Annotated in this window: 17 protein-coding genes; 8 read left to right on the top strand and 9 right to left on the bottom strand. The window is 46.5% G+C overall.

What is annotated here, in order from left to right; all coding sequences use genetic code 11:
* Positions 1 to 108: 108 nt before the first annotated feature.
* From VST71_02450 to VST71_02420, 7 genes are all read right to left on the bottom strand, one after another.
* Positions 109 to 1827: a chloride channel protein gene (locus tag VST71_02450; GenBank protein MEC4684580.1), complete on the bottom strand. Its 1719-nt coding sequence runs from the start codon at positions 1825 to 1827 to the stop codon at positions 109 to 111.
* A 38-nt stretch (positions 1828 to 1865) separates the two neighbouring features.
* Positions 1866 to 2462, bottom strand: coding sequence for an RdgB/HAM1 family non-canonical purine NTP pyrophosphatase (rdgB, locus tag VST71_02445; GenBank protein ID MEC4684579.1), 597 nt, complete (start codon positions 2460 to 2462; stop codon positions 1866 to 1868).
* On the bottom strand, positions 2440 to 3171 hold the full coding sequence (rph, locus tag VST71_02440) for a ribonuclease PH (protein ID MEC4684578.1): 732 nt from the start codon (positions 3169 to 3171) through the stop codon (positions 2440 to 2442). Before rph ends, rdgB begins: the two co-directional genes overlap by 23 nt.
* 67 nt (positions 3172 to 3238) lie before the next feature.
* On the bottom strand, positions 3239 to 4093 hold the full coding sequence (gene murI / locus VST71_02435) for a glutamate racemase (GenBank protein ID MEC4684577.1): 855 nt from the start codon (positions 4091 to 4093) through the stop codon (positions 3239 to 3241).
* A complete protein-coding gene (locus VST71_02430; GenBank protein MEC4684576.1) occupies positions 4083 to 4652 on the bottom strand; it encodes a GerMN domain-containing protein in 570 nt (189 codons plus the stop codon). The genes murI and VST71_02430 overlap by 11 nt, the downstream gene beginning before the upstream one ends.
* Complete coding sequence (locus VST71_02425; protein ID MEC4684575.1) at positions 4639 to 5544, bottom strand: N-acetylmuramoyl-L-alanine amidase; 906 nt, start codon at positions 5542 to 5544, stop codon at positions 4639 to 4641. The genes VST71_02430 and VST71_02425 overlap by 14 nt, the downstream gene beginning before the upstream one ends.
* Before the next feature lie 300 nt (positions 5545 to 5844).
* Positions 5845 to 7011: a phospholipase D-like domain-containing protein gene (locus tag VST71_02420; GenBank protein MEC4684574.1), complete on the bottom strand. Its 1167-nt coding sequence runs from the start codon at positions 7009 to 7011 to the stop codon at positions 5845 to 5847.
* Positions 7012 to 7171: 160 nt separating this feature from the next.
* Here VST71_02420 and VST71_02415 point away from each other — a divergent pair, with 160 nt between their 5' ends.
* Positions 7172 to 8086, top strand: coding sequence for a branched-chain amino acid transaminase (locus tag VST71_02415; GenBank protein MEC4684573.1), 915 nt, complete (start codon positions 7172 to 7174; stop codon positions 8084 to 8086).
* A 91-nt stretch (positions 8087 to 8177) separates the two neighbouring features.
* Here VST71_02415 and VST71_02410 read toward each other — a convergent pair whose 3' ends face one another.
* Positions 8178 to 8492: a cytochrome c3 family protein gene (locus tag VST71_02410; GenBank protein MEC4684572.1), complete on the bottom strand. Its 315-nt coding sequence runs from the start codon at positions 8490 to 8492 to the stop codon at positions 8178 to 8180.
* A 372-nt stretch (positions 8493 to 8864) separates the two neighbouring features.
* Between VST71_02410 and VST71_02405 the strand changes: the two genes are divergently transcribed.
* The 7 genes from VST71_02405 (at position 8865) to VST71_02375 (ending at position 19360) form a co-directional block, all read left to right on the top strand.
* Positions 8865 to 10187: a cobyrinate a,c-diamide synthase gene (locus VST71_02405; protein ID MEC4684571.1), complete on the top strand. Its 1323-nt coding sequence runs from the start codon at positions 8865 to 8867 to the stop codon at positions 10185 to 10187.
* Complete coding sequence (locus VST71_02400) at positions 10180 to 10908, top strand: tRNA1(Val) (adenine(37)-N6)-methyltransferase (GenBank protein MEC4684570.1); 729 nt, start codon at positions 10180 to 10182, stop codon at positions 10906 to 10908. The genes VST71_02405 and VST71_02400 overlap by 8 nt, the downstream gene beginning before the upstream one ends.
* Before the next feature lie 295 nt (positions 10909 to 11203).
* Positions 11204 to 13699, top strand: coding sequence for an ATP-binding protein (locus VST71_02395; protein MEC4684569.1), 2496 nt, complete (start codon positions 11204 to 11206; stop codon positions 13697 to 13699).
* Between the two features lie 586 nt (positions 13700 to 14285).
* Complete coding sequence (hflX, locus tag VST71_02390; GenBank protein MEC4684568.1) at positions 14286 to 15653, top strand: GTPase HflX; 1368 nt, start codon at positions 14286 to 14288, stop codon at positions 15651 to 15653.
* 17 nt (positions 15654 to 15670) lie between these two features.
* A complete protein-coding gene (locus VST71_02385; protein MEC4684567.1) occupies positions 15671 to 16732 on the top strand; it encodes a radical SAM protein in 1062 nt (353 codons plus the stop codon).
* A 139-nt stretch (positions 16733 to 16871) separates the two neighbouring features.
* Complete coding sequence (gene hemE, locus VST71_02380) at positions 16872 to 17900, top strand: uroporphyrinogen decarboxylase (protein MEC4684566.1); 1029 nt, start codon at positions 16872 to 16874, stop codon at positions 17898 to 17900.
* A gap of 260 nt (positions 17901 to 18160) precedes the next feature.
* Positions 18161 to 19360: an MFS transporter gene (locus VST71_02375; protein ID MEC4684565.1), complete on the top strand. Its 1200-nt coding sequence runs from the start codon at positions 18161 to 18163 to the stop codon at positions 19358 to 19360.
* Here VST71_02375 and VST71_02370 read toward each other — a convergent pair.
* Complete coding sequence (locus VST71_02370; GenBank protein ID MEC4684564.1) at positions 19343 to 20983, bottom strand: radical SAM protein; 1641 nt, start codon at positions 20981 to 20983, stop codon at positions 19343 to 19345. The two genes, VST71_02375 and VST71_02370, sit on opposite strands and share 18 nt — an antisense overlap.
* Positions 20984 to 21205 lie beyond the last annotated feature (222 nt).

The following is a 21205-nucleotide window of genomic DNA, read 5'->3' as shown; positions in this document are numbered from 1 at the left end:
GTAAAGTGTTACTACAATTTTACCATATCTCAGGGGGTTTTTACATCAGGCCACATTAGAGTGTCGTTGCGCATTAGTGAAAAAATAGAGATAAAACGGTTGTCAGGGTTAAACTGAGTGTTTCCTCAGTATCTCTCTATTGTATATGGCTATGACATCACCTCTTCTGAGCATACCTACAACCTTTTTATTGTTGTCAGGCGCAACTACCGGTATTTCCTCTATATCCATGAGGGCAAAATTTTTCATGGCTGTGGTCAGATTATCCTCAGGGGTAAGGACAAGGACGTCTTCTGTTGCAAGTTCACCGACCGTGACTATTTCCTTGATATAATCCTCAAACAATACCCTCCTCATATCCTGAAGAGAGATGATTCCCAACATATCCCCATTTGAATCCACAACAGGATAATAGAATCCGCCGCTGCCGTTTATTACAAGTTCTAAAAATTCCTTCAGGTTTACCTTGTCTCTCACAGGGGTAAAATCCCGCCTCATCACATCCTTGACCTTTATAGAGCTTAAAAGGGTTACTTCCCTGCCCGCATGGATATTGATTCCCCGTTTTGAGAGTTCGAATGTATCAATTGATTCGCTGAATAACCTGTGTGCAACAAAGGTTCCTATGGTTGTGGCAAACATCGTGGGGATAATAATCTTGTAGTTTCCAGTCATCTCAAATAAAAGGAACATTCCCGTAAGAGGGGCATGTGTAACAGCAGCAAGAAAGGACCCCACACCAACCATGGCATAGGCACCGGGGGATGATGTGTAACCGGGGAACAGGTAGTTGACAACTATGCCGAAGGCCCCACCTGTCATGGCACCAATAAAAAGTGCAGGTGCAAATACCCCGCCTGCGCCACCAGAGCCAAGGGTAATGGATGTAGCCAGTATCTTCAGGAAGATGAGGAGGAACATTAATGAGAAGACCATGTTCCCCTTGAGGGCCTCTTCAATGTATTCATAACCGTCACCCATTGTCTGTGGTAAGAATATGCCTATTGTCCCGACCATAAGAGCGCCTACAACAGGTTTCAGATACGGGTTTATGTTTGCACTCTCAAACCTGTCCTTTACCTTGTAGAAGAACTTTGTATAGAGTACGGCCACAGGGCCTATAAAAAGTCCCATAATGAGATAAAGAGGGGTTTCGAGTAGTCCTTCCAGTTCATACTGCGGGACAATGAATGCCGGGTTTGAGCCGTAGTATATTCTGGATATAACCGTTGCTATTCCGGATGAGATTACGATCACCCCAAAAGAGGTGAGTTCGAAATTTCCAAGCAGCACAATCTCTGTGGCAAACATAACTCCGGCAATAGGTGCATTGAATGTGGCGGCTATTCCTCCGGCAGCCCCGGCAGCAATCAGGAGTTTCATGCGGTTGCCGGAGACCTTGAAGAACTGACCCGTGAGAGAACCAAGCCCGCCGCCTATCTGTGCTATTGGGCCTTCCACGCCTGCCGAGCCACCTGAGCCTATTGTGAGTGCAGGGGCAATAATCTTCAGGAATATGGTCTTGAGCTTGATTATGCCGTCCTTGATGTTTACCTTTTCAAGAAATGCCGGGAAGCCATAACCATTTACCATACCGGGAAACTTGTACGATAGCGGTATGAGCAGGAGCGCGCCTGTTATGGGCAGCAGCGGAAGCAGTATCCTGTAAAAGCCGCCCTTATTGATGCCGAGAAGCTCTGAGCCGCCATGGAAAATCGTGTTCCTTGTCCATTCCAGTGTAAAGCGGAAGAGCATGTTTGCCCCTCCACTCAGAACACCGACCAGTATTGCCATGGCAATAAGGGAGGAGTGTTTGCCGGGCCGCATGGATGAGAGCACCGATTTTAATAGTTTGAGGATTTTTTTCACTGCTTGCCAAATTGTTCTTTCAGAAAATCTTTTAGTTTTTTCATGGCCCTTGCCCTGTGACTTATCCGGTTCTTGATATCGGCTCCGAGTTCAGCAAAACTCATGTTGTATTCCACCGGCACGAATATCGGGTCATAGCCAAATCCTGATTCGCCTCTTGGGTGTTCAAGTATGCGTCCCCACACCTCTCCTTCAAAGAAGTAAGGGGTTCCATCAACTACGAGACAGAGAACAGAGACAAACCTGGTCGTTCTCTTCTCCTCAGGCATTTCTTTTAAAAGGGTAAGGAGTTTCTCATAGTTTTCCTTGTCAGTGGCCTTTTCACCGGCGAACCTTGCCGAAAATATGCCCGGCGCTCCGTTGAGTGCATCCACCTCAAGCCCGGAATCCTCGGCAAGTGTCGGCATGGATGCCAGATTATAGAAGGTCATTGCCTTTTTCATGGCATTTTCGTGATATGTCCGGCCATCCTCTACGACTTCAGGGACATCTTCCAATGTATCCAGCCCAATAAATTCTACACCAATGTTGCTGAATATCCGGTTCATCTCCCTGATTTTCCCGGGATTTTTAGTAGCTAAAAGAATCTTCATCAAGTGCACCTTTCTGTATTCCGATAAGCTCTTTAATCCCTGTCTCTGCAAGGGTGAGGAGCCTGTCGAGGGTCTCTCTTTCGAAGGGTTCACCCTCGGCAGTACCCTGAACCTCGACATACTTGCCGCTGCCCGTCATGACGATATTCATATCGACCTCTGCCTTAAAATCCTCTTCATAACAGAGATCCAGCATCGGCTCCCCATCCACTACACCGACACTGACGGCAGCGAGGTAATCCTTTACCGGATTTTTTTCGATAATACCGTTCCTTACTGCATACCGCATGGCATTTACGAGGGCGATATATGCACCGGTGATTGAGGCCGTCCTTGTACCGCCGTCGGCCTGGATGACATCACAATCAATCCATACAGTCCTTTCACCAAGGGATTCAAGGTCTACCACGGCCCGCAGACTCCTGCCTATGAGCCTTTGAATCTCATGAGTCCTGCCACCAATCTTACCTGTTGCTGCCTCCCTTGTAATCCTTGTGGAAGTTGACCTTGGAATCATTGCGTATTCCGCTGTTAACCATCCCCTGCCCTGATCTCTCAGGAACGATGGGACCCTCTCCTCTATGGATGCAGTACATATTACCCTTGTTTGTCCAACCTCAATTAAAACCGAACCCTCAGCATGTTTGATAAAATGTCTTGTAACCTTTACGGGTCTCAGTTCGTCCTTCCTGCGTCCGTCCTTCCTCATTCTTCCTCCTTTTGATCTAATCAAGCCTCCGATCCTCCAATCCTCCAGCACTCCAAGTCTCCATTCTTTAAATCACCGGTATCTCCACCTTTTCAATATATTCTATCCTGTGTCCGAGAAATCTCTCTCCCACCTTCCGGAATCTGTCAGGAGAATCGGTTACAAAGAATCTCCTTTCAGGCGGGGCATCGTTTTTCCTTAATAGTCTTTCTCCTTTTAAAATCCCACCTACAACCCTTGCTGTCTCAACAGCGGAATCTATAAGTGTTATCCCGTCTCCCATCACCTCATTTATAATTCCCTTCAAGAGGGGATAGTGAGTGCACCCAAGAACAAGCGTGTCTATGTTGCTCTCTTTAAGCCCGTTAAGATATCTGGTTGCTACCTTGAGGGTAACTTCTTCATCAGTCCATCCCTCCTCTACAAGGGGTACAAAGAGTGGACACGGAACTCCGAGGACTTCTGCTTCAGGGTCAAGCGATATAATGGCCCTGTGGTATGCGCTGCTCTGTATAGTTGTCTCGGTCCCTATGACACCGACCCTCTTGTTCCTTGTGCTCCTTATGGCTGCTTCAGCGCCTGGAAGCAGCACCCCGATAACCGGGACTTCTGTCTTTTTTTTTAGCATATCGAGACTTATGGCTGAGACCGTGTTGCAGGCCACCACAATGAGTTTAATCTTTTTGCCAAGGAGGAATTCCGTGTTCTCCATGGCGTATTTCGTCACCGTTTCAGAAGAACGTATGCCGTAAGGTACCCTTGCAGTGTCACCTAAATAAATCATATTCTCCCGGGGCATCAGGTTCAATATTTCCCTCAGGACTGTGAGCCCGCCTATGCCTGAATCAAATATGCCGATAGGCTGTTCTGCAGACCCGTTGTTTTGAGTCCTTTCACAATTTCCTGACTGATTATTCTTCAACTCTTATCTCCTGGGCCACGATTCTCTTCAGGGGCTGGTTTATCATAAAGTGTCCGCCAATAGTTTCTGCCTCCTTACCGTTAATGAGTATCATGACGTCTCTTATGTCGAGGTTACTCAGCATTGTATTGAAAATGCTCTTCAGGAGCATATATTCATCCAGCACATCACCCTGAAAATTTCTTGTAAATTCCTGGTTAAAGTCCAGGTAGACAATGCCGTCACTGCTAATAAAGATATTATTCAACCTGGTGCCCTCGGGCAGGATAGCGGTCTCGGATTCACCGGAGAGATTCAGATACTCCCTTATCAGAATATCCGCCATCTTTATTGGTGAAAGAATTCCCGGCACCTTTTTCTCTCTCAGTTCAAGCCTGTTACCCATGGGATAGTAGACCTTCAGGGTTGTATAGTCTTTTAAAATGCTCTCGTTAATGTCCTCTCTGACAGGAACAGGTTCTGACCGGGGTTCGTAAAAATAGAAATAGAAGACGCCAAAGCCAATTCCGGCCAGGGAGACGAGGACGAGCAGTATTATCAGGAGATTACCCTTTTTCATATGCAAGAAGTCCCTCCATTATTGAGTTAACGAGCAGTTCAATGTTTTTTCTGCTATAATCAAAAAAATCAGCGCCTGGCAACTCGATCAGGATGGCAGGTGAGTCGGCATAGGAAAGTATCGGAATGTCCAGTTCCCTGAAGAAGACGCCGACGTTCAGGTCCTGCATGATGGTGGAACCGATTTTTCTTGCAATAAGCCTGCTGTCATCAATATGGTCAGCCTGAGAGTTGCTGAGCAAGTAACGTTCTTCACCATGTATCTGCTTCAGGGGAGTGGTATATATTGCTACATGGTTGGATGAGGTCATGTGGAGCGACAGGATGAGGTCAGGGGATTTTTTCCGTGCATAAAGGATTCGCTCCATTAATGATTTATATCTGTCGTCTCTCCTTGTCAGGAAGACCTTTTTCCGTTTCTTTTGCAGCTTATACCTGAGAGATTTCGAAACTTTAAGAACAAGGGATTTTTCACTGGAGTTCCGGGTATAGATTCCGAGGTCATAACCACCATGTCCGGGATCCAGCACGATTGTTGAGATCAGCTTTTCTATTGTTTCCTCCGGCTTGTTCTCAGGGAGAACCGGTGGCAGGTCCTTGATTTCAGGGGGAGTCTTCCGGTCAGGAAGTTCCTTGACAATACCGCTCTTCAGGTAGGCATCTATTACGAGCCGTGGGGGAGATTTCAGTCTGAGGAGTTTAATCCATTTCAATCCCCTGATATTGAGAAAGAGGTTTTTGCCCCTTCTTGTATATTCGAAATTCCCTGTTGCCCGGGGTGCAGAGAGCTTGAAATCCTCGGGAAACTCAACCCTTACAAGTGTATAGGAGGAATGCACTTTTGCTTTCCGGATCATATCTTTTTTTTCTGACTGCAGAACTATCCGTACCATCTCATCCTGCAGGCTGTAACGCAGGGTAACCTTGCCCTGTTCAGCAATGGAAACATGTGGAAATGCTAAAAGAATCAGCAATAGAACAGAAGTTCTCAGTATCAAAAGAAACACACCCCTTAATCCCCTCTCAAGAGGGGAAAACTAATCAATATTAGTTGCTCCGTTATTTATTTTTAACCTGTTATAGATACAGTTCATTAACTGATTCAAATACAGGACAACTTATATTATAAACTTCCTTGGCTTTAAAATGCACAGTCCTGGGAGGCAAGCGGGGTGCTGGAAATAGTTTTAAAATTAAAGCCGTTTTCTGAAGGTGGCAAAAAACCTTTCTTTAATCTTTTCACAAAATGGACGCCTGAGCCACTCATCCAGCTCTATCCTTTCAGACATCTCGATGTCCTTTTCAAAAATACTCAGCATTTCCTTACCGAACCTTTCGTCAAGTATTCCCACATTTCCCTCATCATTTTTCCTCAGGGACTGAAAATCAAGGTTGGCAGATCCGATTATGGACCATACACTGTCAAAGAGATAGGTTTTTGAGTGCAGGATCGTTCCTGAATAGGTGTATATCTCAATCCCATGCCTGAGGAGTTTTGTAAACGAGGCCCTGGCGGCATAATGTGCCGCCGGGACATCACTCCTTCCGGGCAGAAGAAGTCTTACCCTTACCCCTCTGGCAACGGCCTTTCTGAGAGTGCTCAGCATTCGCAGGCTTGGTGTGAAATATGCTGTTGTAAGGTTAATGCCTGTCTGTGAATTCTCTATGCTCCAGTACAGCAGTTTTCTCATACGTCTCCGGCCGCGGGCCGAGGAGGCGAATATGGGTATTACGGGGAAGCCGTCTGGATAAAATGGGGGATCTTTTCTGAAGGTAATCTCTTCTCCAGACCATAAACGCCATGCCTTTCTGAAGTAATCAAGGAGTACCATTGCAGCCGGACCTTTCAAGATGACGCCGGTATCTCTCCATGCATGGAGTTTCCGGTCTTTTAGTTTAATGGGATGGTGAAGGAGGTGGAATCCACTGTATTCGTTTGCTATGTTGAGTCCGCCTGTAAAGGCAACCTCTCCATCTATTACAATGAGTTTTTTATGGTCCCGCCTGAGATAGGTTCCAGGTGCCTTCCAGGTAAAGGGATGAGAGGCCTTGACCTTTATGCCTGCCCCTGCCAGTCCTTTCCAGAAGGCACGTGGTGTGCCGAATGAGCCGAAGTGGTCATAGAGGACGTAAACATCAACACCCTCTGATGCCTTTCTCCTGAGTATTTCAGCAAGCCTCTCCCCGGTTTCATCATTGCGGTAGATATAGAACTCAAGGCATATGATATCAGTTGCCCTCTCCAGGTACTTGAAAATAGTCTCAAACGTCTCGGGACCCCGGTGCAGAAGCAGCACCATATTGCCGTCAACAAAACGTTCCCTGAGGATTGACTCTATCTTTTTTCTGTTAAAAATCATCACTCTTTAATCCCGTTCATAGTATCATTATACGGTAACGATGCCGATTTTTCCGCATTTTTGCGGGATTACCTTATTCGGGTTTTTGACGTTACCGTCTTATTGGAGTCCATGAAAATAATATTGACAGTTTTTAGCCGTTACTGCTTAAATATACAACATGATTGACAAGACTGAAAAGATATGGATGGATGGAGAACTGGTTGCATGGGATGATGCGAAGGTTCATGTCCTTACACATACAATGCACTACGGTCTTGGTGTTTTTGAGGGGATAAGGTGCTATGAGACTGCAGAGGGGCCTGCCATATTCAGGCTTAAGGAACACGTTGACAGACTCTTTAAATCAGCGAAAATCTTTCTCCTTGATATTCCGTACACCGAGGAGCAGATCGAGGAGGCCATTATAAAGACCGTGGAGGTCAATGGAATAAAAGAGTGTTATATAAGACCCCTTGTTTATATCGGCTATGGGGCCATGGGGCTTTATCCAAAGGGTAATCCTGTCAGGGTCTCTATTGCCGTATGGCCATGGGGTACATACCTCGGGGATGAAGGTCTGGAAAAGGGTATAAAGGTGAAGACATCTTCTTTTATAAGAAACCATGTTAATTCAAATATGTCGCACGGCAAGGTATGTGGTTATTACGTCAATTCTCAGCTGGCCAAGAAAGAGGCTATCTCATGTGGCTATGACGAGGCACTTTTGCTTGATACCGAAGGCTTTGTCTCTGAGGGCAGCGGTGAAAATATCTTTATTGCAAGGGGTGGCAATCTAAAGACCACACCCCTTACTTCCATTCTTGAGGGGATCACACGGAACAGCATGATCACCATTGCCGGAGACGAGGGTATCGGGATTGTAGAAGAGCGTTTTACAAGGGATGAGGTTTATGTTTCCGACGAAGCCTTTTTTACAGGAACGGCTGCAGAAGTAACCCCGATAAGGGAGCTTGATGGGAGGCCTGTAGGTGACGGCAAGCCGGGAGGAATTACAAGGAGACTTCAGGATATATTTTTCAGTATTGTAAGGGGAGAGAATAAAAGATACAGGGAGTGGTTAACTGTAATTTAGGGACGATGGAGTTTTTAAAGATAAAACAAAAGAGGGCTTCTGAATCAGAAGCCCTCTTTTGTTTTTTGTTAAATATAGTGTGTTCTTATTGCTACTTTTTGTGGCATTTCATACAACCGGTTTTTGCATTAAATGCAATTTTGCCGTTATGGCAGGTTCCGCAGAACTTACCGGCATAAATGTCTTTCATGGTTATCTCGTCCGCACCCTTTTTCATTTTGAATATCTTCGGATGGCAGTCAGTGCACTTCTTGCCGGCATCAGCATGTATTTTGCCGGAGAAGACAACCTTGCCCATCGGACTTTTGGTAAACTCGATCGTCTTACCAGGGGGGACAGCCAGGGAAGTTCCAATAAAGGCAAGTGCAACAGTCAGAATGATCGCTAAAATAAGTAGTTTCTTCACCTAATCTCACCTCCTTTCATTGAATTATTTTCTACCGGCATAAATTTGTTATACAAAATTTATGCCAATCAGTAAAGAATGACAGGACATTTTTAGCAAAGATTGAGATAAACCTGAAAGACTCCATGCTTATAAGTGAATTTTATGGTCACATTATGATATATGGAAAGATTAACACACATAAAAACAACCTCCTTTCACTTTTAACGATTGAAATATACACAAAAAAAACAGAATATGTCAAGTAGTAATTTTAGGGTGATAGTTTCAGGATAGTCCCGGGAGTTTAGAACCGGCGTTTTGCTATAATCATTTGCAGTAAAGGAATGACTGGTGCAATATGGGCATTTTAGCCGCCTGAGGGCATGGGGGATGATGAAGGGATTTCTGATTGGTGCTGTACACAGCGGTGCAGGCAAGACCACGGTATCTATCGGAGTGATGGCCGCCCTGATGAAGCGGGGACTGAGGGTGCAGCCCTTTAAAGTGGGGCCGGATTTTATAGACCCGGGACTGCACGGCCTTGTTAGCGGCAGTAAATCCTACAACCTCGATATCTGGATGGCTGGAGGTGATTACGTCAGGGTCCTCTTTGCGGATAAATGCGCAGGCGCTGATGTTGCCGTTGTTGAGGGGGTAATGGGGCTTTATGATGGCGGCGTAAGCTCTTCTGCCTCGCTTTCAGTGGTACTCGGGCTCCCTGTTATATTGCTCGTAGATGCCCGTTCAATGGCTGAGTCTGCAGGGGCTGTGGTAAAAGGGTTCCGGGATTATCAGCAGGGTCTCAGGGTTTCAGGTGTCATTTTTAACAGGGTATCAAGCCAGAGGCACAGGGAACTGATAAAGAAAGGGATGGAGAGTGTGGAAGGCGTGGAGATAATTGGATTTCTCCCCTCTGAGGAAGCAGTTGCAATTCCACAGAGACACCTGGGGCTTTATACTGCAGATGAGATTCCGCTGGAAAAATCAGGGACAGAGAGGCTTGCTGCATTCATTGAAGCAAATCTGGACCTGGATAAACTCCTCACCCTGACTGACTATAAAATACCTGAAACTGACATGAGGAACACAGAGGTAAAAAAATCACTTGATGCGATGAGGATAGCCATTGCAAGAGACAGGGCGTTCTCTTTTTATTACGAGGATTTTCTGGAGACCCTCAGGGCTCAGGGGGCTGAGCTTGTTTTCTTCAGTCCACTCAGTGACAAGGTGCTTCCAGAGGGGATTAATATACTCTGTCTTGGAGGCGGGTATCCTGAACTTTATGCCGACAGGCTTTCAGAAAATTCCTCGATGAGGGAGGCTATAAGGCAATGGTGCCTTTCCGGTGGGCGCACCTATGCCGAGTGTGGAGGTTTAATGTACCTTACAGAGGGTATCAGTGATTTTGAGGATAATTTTTATCCAATGGCCGGGGTCTTCCCAACAAGGGCCACGATGAGAAAGAAGCGGATGCGACTTGGTTACAGGGAGATTCTTCTCTTGGAGGATTCCATTGCCGGGGAGAAGGGTACCCGGGTGAGGGGTCACGAGTTCCACTACTCGGATATAGATCCCATGCCTGAAAATATCGAGCGTATATACAGGGTTGCCTATCCCCCGGGGATTGAGACCAGAGGGGGTTACAGATACCTGAACACCCTTGGCAGCTATGTCCACCTTTACCTTGGAGGCAGAGGGTTTTATAGTGGATAACCTTACCCTTGACAGTATTTGTGGAGTCAGATTATACCAGAGGATGGAGGGGTACAGGTTCTCCCTTGATTCCGTATTGCTTGCCGGTTTTGCAGGATGTTCCAGAGGAGTCAGGAGGGTGGCTGACCTTGGTGCCGGCTCCGGTGTGGTGGGGCTTGTTCTTGCAATGAGATACCCGTGGACAGAGGTGCTGTTGATTGAGATTCAGGAGGGGCTTTCCGCTCTTGCACAAAGGAATGTAGAGCTCAATCAGCTCGGACATAGGGTTCAGGTGCTGAGGGCTGATATATCATCTATCCTTCACGAGAACTCTCCTGATTTCATAGAGGGGTTTGATGCCGTTGTATCAAATCCACCCTTCAGAAAGCCCGGCACGGGCAGGATAAGTCCTTACAGTGAAAGGGCTATAGCGAGACACGAGATCAAGTTGACCCTGACAGACCTCATCAGGACATCGTCAGCGCTCTTAAAGGGCAGGGGGCGGTTTTTTATGGTCTATCACCCGTGCCGGTTCAGTGAAGTAATAAATACAATGAAAGAGTTTTTCCTTGAGCCGAAGAGGGTCAGGTTTGTCCATCCCGACAATACCTCAGAGGCTGCAATAGTACTCATTGAGGCAGTCAAGGGCGGAGGGGTAGAACTAAAAGTGGAAAACCCTCTATTTGTATATGAAAGGGATGGTTTATACACAGAGGAGATGGATGCATTCTATTCCGTTTAGGTAGTCTGTGCCTGTATCTTCAAAGAGGTGGGTGTTATGGTAAAATGGAAGCAGGGGCAAATTACCAGTATAGACTTAACTTACAAACCGGTGCATTTTTGCAATAAAGGTTGAACTATATGAATTTTCAGTCAATTGGGTGTAAGTCATGAGAAATGGAAGTATAAGTTCCAGAATACGTATACCCATCCTTTTTTTTCTCTTACTAATCATTATCTTTATTCTCTCTGTTTCAATTTCAACAGTCAACCGGGTCTCCAGGCAATATTTCAACACCTTCTTTGAACTCCATCGATTGCAGATCGAGTCAATTATCAAATCATCGAAAAGCATGGATGATGCCATAGAATTGATAAAAAAACATCAAAATAAGGAAGGTATCACATATGCAATATTTCAGGATGGCATATCCATTTCAAGTAAAGGCGACATATCCGGAGCAAAGGAGATCAAGGAGAGAAATAAACTTGTGAAAACCAGAGTTGGAGGTACGAGAGGTTATGCTTACCGATTCGCTTATCTCCCGTGGGGATGGGATATCGTTCTGCTTAGTTCACCCGTGATGCCGGGTTCTGTTGAGGCAGCCAATAATATAATGATATCAGGTATAAGTTTTGCCGCCGTTCTCTTCATTATCGGGATAATGGCGGTAGTGAACAGGAACCTGAAGGTGCCCCTTGACAAACTTATCCGGAAACTGAGAAAAGGTCAACCCCTTACGCATACGGGAGTGAAGGAGTTTGACTTTCTCGTGGATGCGATAAACGGGGCATTTGATTCAGAGAAGGAACAACGCTTAAAGACAGAGATACTTCACAGGGCTGCTGTAGCGCTTAATGAGTCCATGTCCCTTGATGACACACTCAAGACAATACTTGATGCGGCAAGGGGATTGATTTTTGCCGACTATGCTGCAATTGCCCTCTTTAATGAGAAGGGGGAATTCTCGAAGATCATTTCCAATGGCATTGATACAGAGGAGATACGACAGAGGGTTGGGATGTATCCCGAGGGGAAGGGGATTTTAAGGATGATGCAACTGAGTCTTACGCCGGTCAGAATAGATGATGTAACGAAACACGGGGCCTTTTCAGGGCGTCTGCCCGACGGCCATCCTTCAATAAGAAATTTCCTTGGTTATCCAATATTTTCAAGTAAGGGTTTCCCGCTTGGCTCTATTTATTTTGCAAACAAGGCTACGGGTTCCTTTACCGAAGAGGACGAAAGGTTTCTTATGGCAATTGCCTCTGATGCGGCCGTTGCTATTCAGCGCGTATCTGCAACAGAGGAGTTAAGGAGATTTAAAAAGATTATAGACTCTGCCTTTGATATTATCACCTTTACTGATGAAGAGGGGCATATTATTTATGTGAACAGGGCATTTGAGGAGCTGACGGGTTACATGAAGTCCGAGATGTCAGGGAAGGGGTTGTTCGCTCTGAATAAAGGAATATACAATGAAAATTTTTATTCAGATATATTCAACAGCATAAGGTCCGGAAATCCCTGGAGGGGTGAACTGATTAACAGAAAGAAAAACGGTGAGGAATTTATTGTCTCTTCAGTTATTTTTCCCATCCACTCCGACAGTGGCAGAACTATCAACTTTGTCTCCATTCAGAGGGATATAACAGAGGAAAAGAAGCTGTATGCGCAATTGCTCAGGGCTCAGAAAATGGAGGCAATAGGGACACTTGCCGGGGGTATTGCCCATGACTTTAACAACATACTCACTGCTGTTCTTGGTTATGCGGAGGTTATCAAGCACAAAATCAGCAAGGATGACCAGATATATAAGGGGATTGACATTATTGAAAAATCGGCACAGCAGGGGGCAGCCCTTGCCGGCAGGATACTGGGTATAACAAGGAAGGAAAAACTTGAGTTGAAGGTAGTGGACATTAATGCAATTATTAGAGAGACGTTTGACATATTAAACAGGAGCATACCCAAAGAGATTAACATCGAACTGAATCTCAGGGACGGAATACCACCGATAAAAGCTGACCCTACGCAGATTCAGCAGGTAATCATGAATCTTGCCATCAATGCCAAAGACGCCATGCCTGATGGTGGAACATTAAGGATAGAAACGGACAGGGTCGGCAGGGAAAACGGGGCTGCAAACGGAATTGCCTCAGATTCAGATGGCGGTTTTGTAAAGCTTGCTGTATCCGATACAGGAGCGGGAATGGATAATGATCTCCAGAGCAGGGTATTTGATCCTTTTTTTACAACCAAGGATACCGGAAAGGGGACGGGGCTTGGTCTCTATATAATCCATTCAATAGTTACAAACCATGGTGGTTATATTAATCTTTATTCCGAGCCCGGCAGGGGGACGAGATTCAATATGTATTTCCCTGTGTGCAGGGGGGAGGTTAAAGATTCCGAGAGCTTTGCGGAAGAGGAGTTGACCGGCAGTGGAACGATACTCGTGATAGATGATGATCAGAATATCCGAGAGCTTGGAAAGGATCTGCTGGCGTCCCTTGGCTATACGGTTATTACGGCGGCTAAGGGTATGGAGGGAATTACTCTTTTCAGGGAAAGAAAGGAGGAAATAGTGATAGTCCTCCTTGATATGATTATGCCGGGGATGAGCGGCTCCGAGGTTTTCCAGAGTCTGCAGTCCATAGACCCTGATGTAAATGTCATTCTCTGCTCCGGCTACAGTCATGAGGGTCTGGCAGGCATTAAGGAGCTGCTTGACAGCGGTGTGAAAGGTTTTGTGCAGAAACCATTTACCAGAAAGACCATAGCAAGGGCATTGAAACAGATACTCTCCTGAACACCGGCATGTGGGAGAGATGGAGAGATGGGGAACAGACATGGACACAGAATTTTCACTCATTCTCGACAGACATCCTGTCTGTCTCCGAGGTAATTATCACGCATCACCATCCGGGTGATGCAAAAGTGATAATTAAACCCGTTCAAACTCTGTATCCATGTCTGTTCCCAGGAGTTGACGGGTTTTTAATCGGTAACCTTGGGAGATGGAGAGATATTTTGTGTTAAAATATAATAACCATAATTACTGTGGTGTTTTTTGGATTTACTGCAGTAAAAATGAGTTTAGTCAGTAACAATAAGGAGGAACGCATATAGCAACGGTTTACGGTAATTTATCAGGATTAAAGAAACAGGATATAAACGCCATTGAGCGGATATACAGAAGACGCATCCCTTCAGAGAAGATCGTTACCCCTGAGGTTGCAAGGTTTATAACCGGGCTATCAGAGGGGATCGGGCGGCAGATAGGGATTCTTGTTACAAGGTCGGGGGTAGTAACGCATGTCATTGTTGGAGATGCACGGGGTCTTTATATCCCTGACCTGAGTGATTATCCCCTTGGTAGAAAGTCCCTGCGGGGGATGAGGCTCATCCATACGCACCTCAGGGATGAACCACTCAACCAGGACGATCTCACAGACCTTGCCCTCCTGAGGCTCGATATGATTGCTGCAATAAGTATAAAGGGTGCGCTTCCTGACAGGGTCTATGTTGCTTATCTGCTACCTGATGGAGATGGCAAACCCTATGAAGTACTGGCCCCTCAGAGTTTTCACTCTTTCCGGTTTGATTTCCTGCCCTCTGTCCGTGCGATTGAAGAGGAGATGGAGCGCCGCAATCTCATATCACAGGATGACCCGAGGGAAAGGGCGATCCTCATAAGTGCTTCAGCAAGGCCAAGGTATGAGCAGGAGGAATCCATTGAGGAGCTGAGTGAATTAGCCGGATCTGCTGATGTCCTGGTCCTCGGTTCAATCATCCAGAGACTGAAGGAGATAAACCCCCGTTACCTTATGGGGACCGGTAAGCTGAAAGACCTGATAATCGATGCCCTTACAAAAAGTGCAACGCTTCTGATATTTGACCAGGACCTTTCTCCCTCACAGATGAAGGCGATAACGGAACTTACGGAACTGAAGGTTATAGACCGTTCCCAGCTCATCCTCGACATCTTTGCCAGAAGGGCCCACAGCCGTGACGGTAAGGTGCAGGTGGAGCTTGCACAACTGAAATACAGGTTGCCGAGACTCTCCGGTAAGGGTACTGCCATGAGCCGTCTTACAGGTGGCATCGGCGGAAGAGGACCTGGTGAGATGAAGCTTGAGATAGACAGACGAAGGGTGCGTGACAGGATACACCTGCTTGAGCGGGAGCTGAAAAAACTCTCCGAGGCAAGAAAGCAGCGAAAACACCGCAGGATCGAGAGAGACATTCCGATAGTCTCTATTATCGGATATACAAATGCCGGCAAGTCCACCCTGCTGAATAACCTTACCAACAGCAGGACATTCACTGAAAAGAGGATGTTTGCCACGCTCGACACTGCAAGCCGGAGATTGAGGTTTCCAAAGGAGCGGGAAGTTATAATTACAGATACGGTCGGGTTCATAAGAGACCTTCCCAAAGACCTTATGACTGCATTCAGGTCGACCCTTGAAGAGCTTGAGGATGCAGACCTCCTTATCCACCTTGTTGATGCATCGAGTGACAGGTTTGAGCAGCACATAGAGTCCGTTGAGAGGCTGATGGATGAATTGGGACTCTCCGGCAAGCACAGGTTGCTGGTCTTTAACAAGATTGACAGAGTTCCGGTGGAGGAGATTAACAACCTTTGCAACAGGTATGGGGCAATAGCTGTCTCAGCCATGGACAACAGAACATTTCTGCCCCTCCTTGAGTCAATTGAGGGGTATCTGTGGAGTGATAAGTTGGCAAAGGCCATGGGTTAGAGATTAAATTTATGGACATGGAATTCAATCCAAAGTGGATTGCCTGGGAGATAACACGGAGGTGTAATCTCAGGTGCCTGCATTGCCGCTCTGCCTCAGAGACAGTTGTGCAGGAGCACCCGGATTTCTCAACAGAGGCTGCCTTCAGGGTACTGGACGATATCTCGGGTTATTGCAAACCTGTTATTGTGCTTTCAGGTGGTGACCCCCTCATGCGCAGAGACGTCTTTGATATAGCGAGGTATGGGACGGAAAAGGGTTTAAGGATGTGCCTTGCAACAAACGGTGTTCTGGTAGATGACGGGAAGTGCAGAGAGATGAAGGCCGCAGGGATAAAGATAGTTTCCCTGAGCCTTGATGGTTCTACTGCAGAGGTGCATGACAACTTCCGCGGGCAGGCTGGTGCCTTTGAGGGCGCGCTAAGGGCTGCAGAACTGTTCAGGAGGCACGGGATAGAGTTTATTATAAATTCCTCTTTCACAAAACGTAACCAGGAGGATATCCCCCATGTATACAGGCTTGCCAAAAGCCTTGGTGCCACGGCATGGTACATGTTCATGATCGTGCCTACCGGAAGGGGTGAAGAGATGATGAAGGAACTCATCTCAAAAGAAGATTACGAAGAGATACTTCAGTGGCATTACCGGATGGAGAAGGATGAACGGGAGATGCTCGTACGTCCGACCTGTGCACCCCATTACTACAGGATCGTCCGGCAGAAGGCCCGTGAGGATGGAGAAGGATTTGAGAGGAGGTCCCTCAAGTTTTCAACCGGTGGTGCCAAGGGCTGCATTGCAGGTCAGGTTATATGCCTTATAGATGTGGATGGCAATGTACTGCCCTGCAGTTACTTTCCCCTGCCGGCGGGTAATATATTCAGACAGTCATTCAGGGACGTATGGGAGAACTCCGAGCTCTTCAGGGAACTGAGGGATTTTAAGAGCTATAAAGGCCGCTGCGGCTCCTGTGAGTATATAAATGTCTGCGGTGGATGCCGGGCAAGGGCGTACGCAGTCTCCGGAGATTACCTTGATGAAGAGCCCTTCTGTGGTTATATGCCTAAGAGAATGAGGGGGTAACAAAGAAATAAATATAAAGATTTAGCCGCAGATTTACGCAGATCTTCACGGATTCAAAAAAACAGTTTTTTTGTTTATAGAAATTGTGTGTCTGTGTTAATCTGCGTAAATCTGCGGCTGATTAATTTATGGAGGTTTTATGAACGATACTTTTCTCAGGGCCTGTCGTGGCGAAGATGTGGATTATACACCTGTCTGGATAATGCGTCAGGCAGGCAGGTACCTGCCCCAGTATCAGAGGGTAAGGACCAAGGTGAACTTTCTTACACTCTGCAAAACCCCGGAACTCGCTGCCGAGGTGACGCTTCAGCCCGTGGACCTGCTGGGTGTTGATGCTGCCATACTCTTTTCCGACATCCTGATTCCCCTTGAGGCCATGGGGATGAAGCTCAGGTTTTATGAGAATAAGGGGCCTGTCATGAGTAATCCGGTAAGAAAAGCGAACGATGTCGGGAGGTTGAGGGTGCCTGTGCCTGAGGAGAGTGTCCCTTTTGTCCTTGAGACAATCAGGATACTCAAGAAGGAATTGAGGAGGAAGGTTCCTCTTATAGGTTTTGCAGGTGCCCCTTTCACACTTGCCACATACATGATCGAAGGCGGCGGATCAAAGAACTTTATTAATACCAAAACCATGATGTACAGGGAGCCCGAGGCCTTCCATGCCCTGATGAAAAAGATAACGGATACTACAATAGCCTATCTCTCGTCACAGATAAAGGCAGGTGCACAGGCAGTGCAGGTTTTTGACTCCTGGGCAGGTGCCCTTGCCCCGGATGATTACAGAGTATATTCATTACCGTATGTGAAAGAAACCATTAAGGCGCTCATACCGCTTGGAGTGCCTGTAATCTACTTTGTCAATAACTGCGGGGGGCTGCTTGAACAGGCGCGTACATCCGGTGCCGATGTCATAGGTATAGACTGGAGGGTTGATATAGGCAGGGCGATAAAGCGTCTTGGTTCAAAAGTCTCTGTTCAGGGCAACATTGACCCGTGTACTTTATTTTCCTCAGAAGATGTGCTGCGTTCAAAGGCCGGGGATATACTGAAGAAGGGCCGTGCAGCAAGGGGGCATATATTCAATCTCGGACACGGCATACTTCCCCAGACCTCTCCTGATATGGCAAAGGCCCTTGTTGATATTGTTCATGAATTGAGCGGAAAATAAACAAAGACTTGTTTATCCGCAGATTTCACGGATTTTCACAGATTTAAAAATAAGATCAAGATTATTTCAGAACTTCCAAAAACGAGACCCTGAAATAAATTCAGGGTGACAGCTCTCAGGGCTTTTAATTTATCGTAAATCTAACTTTTTATCTGTTATTCCCCGAAAGCCTCGGGGAATTGTACTTTAAATTAGTGTTTTAAGAAAAATCTGCGAAAATCCGTGAAATCTGTGGATAGAATTTCTTGAGTTTCATGTTCATGAAAAACAAACGTCAGATACTAAGCTGGTGTCTTTATGACTTTGCCAACTCCTCATATTCTGCGGTGATTGCTGCAGTAATCTTTCCGGTCTATTTTGTGAAGGTGATTGCTGAAACCCCGGCAGAGGGTGACCTCTGGTGGGGAAGGGCGGTCTCTCTCAGTATGCTGATAGTGGCTCTTACTTCTCCTGTTGTTGGTGGTATATCTGATTATGCGGGCATGAGAAAACGTCTGCTAATGGCTTATTCCCTTGTTTGTGTGATTGCTGTTGCGTTTTTGTTCTTTATTGAAAAGGGTATGGTTTTTGAGGCCTTTTTGCTTATCATCATTGCAAATATTGCTATGGAAGGTTCTCTCGTCTTTTATAACTCCTATCTGCCTGATATTGCGCCAAAAGACCACCAGGGAAGGGTTTCGGGATGGGGGTTTGGCCTTGGTTACGCGGGTTCGGTACTTGCTCTCCTGATATCCCTGCTGTTTATAAAAAGTGGGGTGATTCGTTTTTCATGGCCAATGGTATCGATTTTCTATCTCCTCTTTGCCTTGCCCGCATTTTATTTTCTGCCTCCGGACAGGCCATCAGGGTCACCCCGAAAGTCAGCACTTGATGGGATAAGGAAGACCCTGAGATTATTGAGAGATGTTCTGCGAATTAAAAAAGTGAGGAGATTCCTCCTTGCTTACTGGCTCTATAAGGATGGAGTTAATACGATTATTGTGTTTTCAGGTATTTATGCATCGGTTACACTCGCCTTTACTGGTTCCGAACTCGTTTTTCTGTATCTCCTTGTGCAGGTTACTGCAATGATTGGCTCAATCGCCCTTTCAACTCCCACTGACAGGTGGGGGGCAAAGAAGGTGGTTGTCCTCTCACTTTTACTCTGGATTGCAGTTACAGTGTGTGCATACCTTGTGGAAGACAAGCGATTCTTCTGGGGCATAGCCACGATGGCCGGCCTGGGGCTTGGAAGTGTACAGGCTGCGTCAAGGGCCCTTTTTTCGGGGTTCATACCTCCGGGTATGGAGGGGGAATATTTTGGTGTTTATGCCTTTGCAGGAAAGACATCAGCGATAATCGGGCCGGTGCTTTTTGGCATAATTTCATCTGCTGCAGGAAGTCAGAGGCCTGCGGTGCTTTCAGTGCTTGTCCTGTTTATCCTGGGACTGGCCATTCTCTCTTCAGTGAAGGCCCGCTGACTCCCGTGCCTTCATATATTCCCCCCACAGTGCCTCCTTTGAAATGCCTGCATCAATAAAGTCCCATGGCAGTATCTCTTCAAACATCCTCTCCCTGAAGAGATAAAAGTCAGGGTCCACTCCGGCATTCCTGGTCGACTCTTTCCACCTGCCGTGTTCTTTCATGTCATGCAATACCCTGGAGAGCCTCCGGTCACCCCTTGAAAACACACCCTGCATAAAGGCGTATTTTATAACGTCGTGAAATACCCTGATCCCCTTTATGTTCAGGCCTGACTTGATCATTTTCAGCCTGGCCTTGATCGTCTTCTCCGCTGTCATGGGATGCCATTGGAAGGGCGTAAAAGGTTTTGGAACAAAGGTGCTTGTGCTCAGGACTATGGTGCCCCGCGTGTTTAGTGAGCGGATCTTTTTGGCAAGATCGATTATCCCGTTTATATCCTCCTCTGTCTCAAATGGCAGACCGATCATAAAATAGAGCCTGAGGGTTTGAATATCATGCCGGAGTATCAGTTCTGCCGTCTCCATGATATCCTCTTCAGTGATCCTCTTGTTGATTATTCTTCTTAAACGTTCGGTGCCCGCTTCCGGTGCTATTGATATGCTGCGGTGTCCTTTCATGAGGGAGAGGAGCTTTTCCGCCTTTGGTGTTGCCCGCAGGGAGGTAATGGAGAAGTCCACCCCCTCTATCTGCAAGGCCTCTATTGCATAACGATAGTCGGTTAGTGAAGGCCCGATCAGCCCGACCCTGCCTGTAGTCTCCATGGCAAGGTCTATCTCCTGTTTCAATATCCCTATGTCCTTGTGCCGTGGAGGATTATATATATGTCCGGCAACGCAGAACCTGCAACTCCAGACACATCCCCTCATGGCCTCAATGAGATACATGTTTGAAAACTCTGTCTCCGGTGTGGTGATGGCCGGCCTGAGTCTGCCGTTCAGTACCCTCTCCGTCCTCTTCCTTATTGTCCGGGGGAAGGCTCCTGTAGTTCTTCTTTCTTTTATCTTCCCGTCATCAGAGTATATGATCTCATACCTTCCCGGGACATAAAAACCCTCTTTTTCAGAGATTGCCCTGAGAAATGACCCTTTATCTTCAGATCCTTTATATTCCTCTATTAGTTCGTCAAGGCTGCCGTCTGCCTCACCTATGAATATGAGGTCAAAAAAATCTGAAAGGGGTTCCGGGTTGAACATCGCACATACCCCTCCAAGGAGGAGTAAAGGCTCCCTCTCCTTGCGCCCTGAGCTGAAGGCTCCTATCCGTGCAAGTCTCAGCATCAGCGGGATGGATGGATAGTCGTTTTCAAAGGATACAGAGAAGGCAACGATATCAAACCTGCTAAGTGGCCTCTTTGACTCGAGTGAGAAGAGCTCGGAGCCTGTACGCTCAAACTCTATCAGGTCTGATTCATCAGGCAGAAATGCCCTTTCGCATACTGTGTCATCCCTTGAGTTAAGGATTGAGTATATACCCTGAAACCCGAGGCTGGACATGCCGACGTGGTATGTGTTTGGATATACAAGACATACATTAACCCTGCCGCCGGGGTCTTTATATACAGTTCCCTCTTCTTTTCCAAGCAGTGCCTCTGTTTTTTTGATTAATCTCCGGCCAATCATGCAGTTTTAATTTAACCGCTTGGCAGGGGTGTTGGCAAGCGAAAGGAAAAAAGAAAAACCCGCATCTGTCTTTTTTCCTTCATTTTTGTCCCACTTGACAGGCATACGAAATAATTGTTAAATTATTAGCACTCTAAGCTAATGAGTGCTAAAGAGATGCATTGCTGCAAAGAAGCAGATTATGGTTAAAAGATACATATCCCTACATCAAGACGAAATTTC

Source organism: Nitrospirota bacterium (assembly GCA_035873375.1).
GTDB lineage: Bacteria > Nitrospirota > Thermodesulfovibrionia > Thermodesulfovibrionales > JdFR-85 > BMS3Bbin07.
The sequence above is the reverse complement of the archived record's forward strand: the minus strand, read 5'-3'. Positions and strand labels throughout refer to the sequence as shown.